The 5,577-nt window shown below is 68.2% G+C and carries 4 protein-coding genes; all 4 read left to right on the forward strand.

Annotation, left to right across the window (positions count from 1 at the left end; translation table 11 throughout):
* A partial coding sequence (locus tag V8246_RS16965) for a methyl-accepting chemotaxis protein (RefSeq protein WP_336190290.1) occupies window positions 1–625 on the forward strand: 625 nt, incomplete at its 5' end.
* 166 nt (window positions 626–791) lie between these two features.
* On the forward strand, window positions 792–3,404 hold the full coding sequence (locus V8246_RS16970) for an EAL domain-containing protein (RefSeq protein ID WP_336190291.1): 2,613 nt from the start codon (window positions 792–794) through the stop codon (window positions 3,402–3,404).
* 146 nt (window positions 3,405–3,550) lie between these two features.
* The gene (locus V8246_RS16975) at window positions 3,551–3,955 is read left to right on the forward strand and encodes a hypothetical protein (RefSeq protein ID WP_185896356.1); all 405 of its coding nucleotides are present in this window, start codon (window positions 3,551–3,553) and stop codon (window positions 3,953–3,955) included.
* 95 nt (window positions 3,956–4,050) lie between these two features.
* The coding region (locus tag V8246_RS16980; RefSeq protein ID WP_336190293.1) for an MCP four helix bundle domain-containing protein at window positions 4,051–5,577 on the forward strand (1,527 nt) is incomplete at its 3' end.

Here is a 5,577-nt window from a genome sequence, read left to right on the forward strand (position 1 = left end):
GATCGCCGAGATCATCTCCGTCATCGACGGCATCGCCTTCCAGACCAACATCCTGGCGCTCAATGCCGCGGTGGAAGCCGCGCGTGCCGGCGAGCAGGGCCGCGGCTTCGCGGTGGTGGCGTCGGAAGTGCGCACACTGGCCCAGCGCAGCGCGAACGCGGCCAAGGAGATCAAGGATCTGATCGAGACCTCGGTGGACAAGGTGGCCGACGGGTCGGCGCTGGTGCACCAGGCCGGCGCCACCATGGGCGAGATCGTGGCCAGCGTGCAGCGCGTGACCGACATCATGGCCGAGATCAGTGCCGCCTCGCAGGAACAGTCGGCCGGCATCGAGCAGGTCAACCAGACCATCGTGCAGATGGACGAGACCACCCAGCAGAACGCTGCGCTGGTGGAGGAAGCCTCGGCCGCCGCCCGCTCCATGGAAGAACAGGCGCACGCGCTGGCCGAATCGGTGGCGGTGTTCAAACTGCAGGGCCGAGCCGAGACCGGCGCGCACGCGCGGTTGACTGCGCCTGCGCCAAGGCCGCCCAAGGCGCCGGCCGCACCGGCTGCCCGCGTGCGGAAACCGGCCCCGCGCAAGCTCGAACCCGCCCTCGCCGACGGGGACTGGCAGGAGTTCTGAGGCCGCCGGCGCGGCGACGCGCCCCTCGTGTGACTGCGTTCAAGTAATCCGGACCCTGGTCGATAAGTGACCAGAAGCCCCACCACCCCTGGCCTCCGATGACCGTCGCACTCCCCACCCACGACGACGCCTGCTGTCGGACGCCCCCGCACCACAAGGACCCCGCATGCTCGGACGCACGCTGACCTCGCTGGCGCCCGGGCACGACGCACGGGCGACGACGGCGCCCTCGCAGGACAGTCTCTGGCAGGTGCTGGAGCAGTCCGTCGATGCCGCCTTCGTCGTCGATGCCCGCCATCGCGTGGTGCTGTTCAATCCCGCCGCAGAGGCACTGTGGGGTTGCCGTCGCGAGGACGTGCACGGCCTGCCGTTCACGCGCCTGCTGGTTGCCCCCCAGACCTCGGCCTCGCCCGAAGCGACCCTGGCGGCACTGACCGGCAGCCACCGCGACGCGACCTTGCGACGCGCGGACGGCAGCGAGATCGCCTGCTCGGTATCGATGTCCAGAATGGAGGTGGGCGCGCACAGCTTCCACACGGCGTTCGTCCGCGATACCAGCGAACAGCAGCGCCAGCTGGCACGCCTGCGCCAGCTGTCCATCGTGGTGGACAGCAGCGACAACGCGATCTTCATCAGCTCGGCCGACCGCGAGGTCGTCTACGTCAACAGCGGCTTCACCCGCATGCTGGGCTACCGCCTGGAAGAACTGCGGGGGATCCGGCCCTCGCAGCTGCTGTCCGGTCCGCATACCGATCCGTCGCTGGACGCGCGGATCGACCGCGCCATCAAGGCCGGCGAAGGCCTGCAGACCGAGGTGCTGCTCTACACCAAGTCCGGGCGCCCGCTGTGGCTGTCCACCGCCATCAACCCCGTGCACGACGAGGACGGCGCGCTGCTGGGCCTGGTGAGCGTGCTCAGCGACATCACCCGGACCAAGATGCACCAGGTACTGCACAACAAGGTGCTGGACGCGCTGGTGCACGAGTGGGCGGTGACCGACGTGATGACGCTGATCTGCCGCGAGGTGGAGCACATCGCGCCCGAGCTGACGGTCTCCATCATCACCGTGGACAGCGAGGGGTTGATGCGCGCGCTCGCCTCGCCCAGTCTGCCCGAAGCCTGGGCACGCAAGATCGACGGCATGGCCATCGGCCCGCGCGCCGGCGTCTGCGGTGCCGCGGCCTGGCGCGGCCGCGCCGTGCTGGTCAAGGACATCGCCAGCGATCCGCTGTGCGCGAGCACGCGCCACCTGACCACCCCGCTGGGCCTGCGCGCCTGCTGGACGCATCCCATCAAGTCCAGCAGCGGGCGCGTCCTCGGCACCCTGTCCTTCTACTACCGCGAGAACCGCGGCCCGGACGAACTGCACGAACGGCTGGCCGACACCTGCCTGCACCTGTGCTCGCTGACGCTGGAGCGCGAACAGACCAACGAACGCGTCCACCAGCTGGCCTTCTACGACACGTTGACCGGGCTGCCCAACCGCATCATGTTCAGTGCCAAGGCCGAACAGGCCCTGGCCAACGTCGCGCAGGCGAACGGCACGGCCGCAGTGCTGTTCATCGATCTGGACCGCTTCAAGCGGGTGAACGACGCGCAGGGTCATGCGGCCGGCGATGGCCTGCTGCGCGATGTGGCCGCGCGCCTGAGCGAGGAGCTGGGCGGCATCAACATCGTCGGCCGCCAGGCCGGCGACGAATTCGTGGCGGTGCTGCCGATGTGCAGCGCCGAGCAGGCGGGCAGCGTGGCCGAGCGCCTACTGGGGGCGATCTCCACGCCCACCGCCGCCGGGCTGATGACCCTGCACCCCAGCGCCAGCATCGGCGTGGCGATGTTCCCCGACGATGGTCGCGACATCGATCTGCTGGTCCGCCATGCGGACATGGCGATGTACCGCGCCAAGAGCGACGGCGGCGGCGGCTTCCGCTTCTTCAGCGTGGACATGAACCGCCTTGCGCAGGAGCGCGTTTCGCTGGAAACCGCCCTGCGCGACGCCCTGCGCCTGGACCAGCTGCAGCTGCAGTACCAGCCGCAGGTCGGGGGCGGGGACGAGCGGCAGCTTTACGGGGTGGAAGCGCTGTTGCGCTGGCATCACGCCGATCTGGGGGTGATCCCGCCCTCGCGCTTCGTGCCGGTGGCCGAGGAATGCGGCCTGATCGCCGAACTCAGCCTGTGGGTGCTGCGCCAGGCCTGCAAGCAGATGGCCGACTGGCGTCGCCGCGGCATCGACATCCCGCGCGTGTCGGTGAACATCTCCGCGATCAATTTCCGCGAACCCGCACTGTCGCTGCAGATCGCAGGCCTGCTGGACGAACACGGCCTGTCGCCGGACGACCTGACGCTGGAAATCACCGAAAGCGTCATGCTGGACCCGGATCCGGACGTGCTGGAGAACATCGAAGCCATCTACGTGCTGGGCGTGCGCCTGTCGCTGGACGACTTCGGCACCGGCTACTCCAGCCTCAGCCACCTGCACCGGCTTCCGATCAGCGAGCTGAAGCTGGACCAGAGCTTCGTGCGCGACATCGACACCAGCGCCATCGCGCGCACGCTGACCTCCTCGGTCCTGCGCATCGGCGAAAGCCTGGGCATGAAAGTCGTCGCCGAAGGCGTGGAAACCGAGTCGCAGCACCGATTCCTGACCGAACAGCGCTTCCCCGTGCTGCAGGGCTACCTGTTCTCGCCACCGCTGCTGCCCAGCCCGCTCGAGCACTGGTTGGCCGAGCACCGCTATACCGCCGCGGTCGAGACCGGCCCCCTGCCCGTGCGCGTGGCGTGAACGGCATGCGGACGGCGAAGTGTGACCGACCGCCCATTCGCATGCATGCGGCCATTCCGTCGACGGGTTCACCTCAAGTTTGGGCGCAGGAAGCCGATTTCAGGCAGTGAGCCTTTACCCCTCTCTGCAAACCCGGAGCCACTGGAATGAAAATCGCATCCGCCCTGACCCTGTCCCTCGCCGTCGTCGGCGCCGCCCTGCTGATGCCCGCCTCGCCGGCCAACAGCCAGTCGCAGGTCGACAACGCGATCCCGGCGGACATGGCCACCCGTTTCACCGGCAAGGCCGGCACCGTCTGCGGCAAGGTGGGCAAGGCCCGCTTCGCCGAGAACGCCGAAGGCACGCCGACCTTTCTGTACATGGGTGGCAGCTTCCCGCGCCACACCTTCACCGCGCGCATTCCCGGCGACGCCCGTGCCAAGTTCAAGCCGGCCCCGGAAGAGCTGGAAGGCAAGGACGTGTGCGTGATCGGGACCATCCAGCGCGACAGCTCGCGCGCCGAGATCGTGGTGAATTCGCCCTCCAACCTGAAGCTGGCCACGATCCGCTGAGGCGCACCGCCGGCAGGGCGCACAGGCGCCCTGCCATGCCCCGGACACACCCGAGAGCGGCGCGGCGCGCGCCCCGGTAAAGGAAGAACACTCCCATGCAGCGGATCAAGAACCTCAAACTGACGACGAAGATGATGCTGGCCTTCGGCGTCGTGCTGGCCCTGATGCTGGTCCAGGGCATCGCCGCCTTCGTCGGCCTGAACTCGTTGAACAACGCCACCACGGACGTCACCGGCAACGTGCTGCCCAGCGTGAAGGCCGCCGGCGAACTCCAGAGCCTGCTGGGCGAGTACCGCACCACCTCCTATCGGCAGCACGTGCGCGCCAGCGATGCGGTCAAGGCCGACGCCAAGGCACTGGCCGCGCAGACGGAAAAGAAAATCGAGAAGGCCATCAAGGCCTATGTCCCGCTGATCGCCAGCCCGGAAGAGAAGAAGGCCTACGACGCCTTCGTCAGGGAATGGAAGGCCGCCCAGCAGTCCTATGCCGAAGTGCAGGAAATGCTGGACCTGGGCCTGCCCGACGATGCCGTGGACGCCTTCATCGGCAGCACGCGCGACCAGCATCGCAAGGCGCTCGCGGCCATCACCGCCCTGATCAACGTCGTCGACCAGCAGGCCAGGACGGCCAGCGCCAAGGCCGACAGTACCTATGCCGCCTCCAGCACCCTGATGGTCATCATGCTGCTGGCCGGCATCGTGGGCGGCCTGGCTCTGGCCTGGTTCTTCGCGCGTGCCATCGCCAACGCCGTCGGCGAAGCCGTGCGCGTGGCCAACGACGTCTCCGCAGGCAAGCTGGACGGCAAGATCGACACCAGCCGCCAGGACGAAGTGGGCCAGTTGCTGTCCGCCATGCAGCGCATGCAGATCCAGGTGCAGTCGGTCATCGCCGCGCAGAGCGAGATGGCCGCGCGCCACGACGAAGGCCAGATCAGCTACCGCATGGACGACAGCGCCTTCCCCGGCGACTACGGCCGCATGGTGCGCGATACCAACGCGCTGGTCGGCTCGCACCTGCAGGCCATCGGCGATGCGCTGAAGATCATGCAGCGCTACTCGATCGGCGACCTGAGCCTGGACATGCCCAAGCTGCCCGGCGAGAAGGCCAACCTGACCGAGACGATGGACGCCACCAAGGCGAATCTGTCGGCCATCAACGGCGAGATCAAGCGCCTGGCGATGGCGGCCTCGTCGGGCGACTTCAGCCAGCGCGGCGACGTGGACAAGTACCAGTACGATTTCCGCGACATGATCGACGGTCTGAACCAGCTGATGGAAACGACCGACGGCAACCTGGCCGAAGTCTCGGAGCTGCTGCAGGCCATCGCGCGCGGCGACCTGACCGCGCGCATGGAAGGCGACTTCCACGGTGTGTTCGCCCGCATGCGCGACGATGCCAATGCGACGGTGGCCCAGCTGACCGACATCGTCGGCCGCATCCAGGACGCCTCCACCTCCATCAACACCGCCGCCGGCGAGATCGCATCGGGCAACAGCGACCTGTCGCGCCGCACCGAGCAGCAGGCCGCCAACCTGGAAGAAACCGCCGCCTCCATGGAGGAACTGACCTCCACCGTGCGCCAGAACGCGGAAAGCGCCCGCCAGGCCAACCAGCTGGCCATC

It is taken from the genome of Pseudoxanthomonas sp. F11 (assembly GCF_037046485.1).
Classification (GTDB): domain Bacteria; phylum Pseudomonadota; class Gammaproteobacteria; order Xanthomonadales; family Xanthomonadaceae; genus Pseudoxanthomonas_A.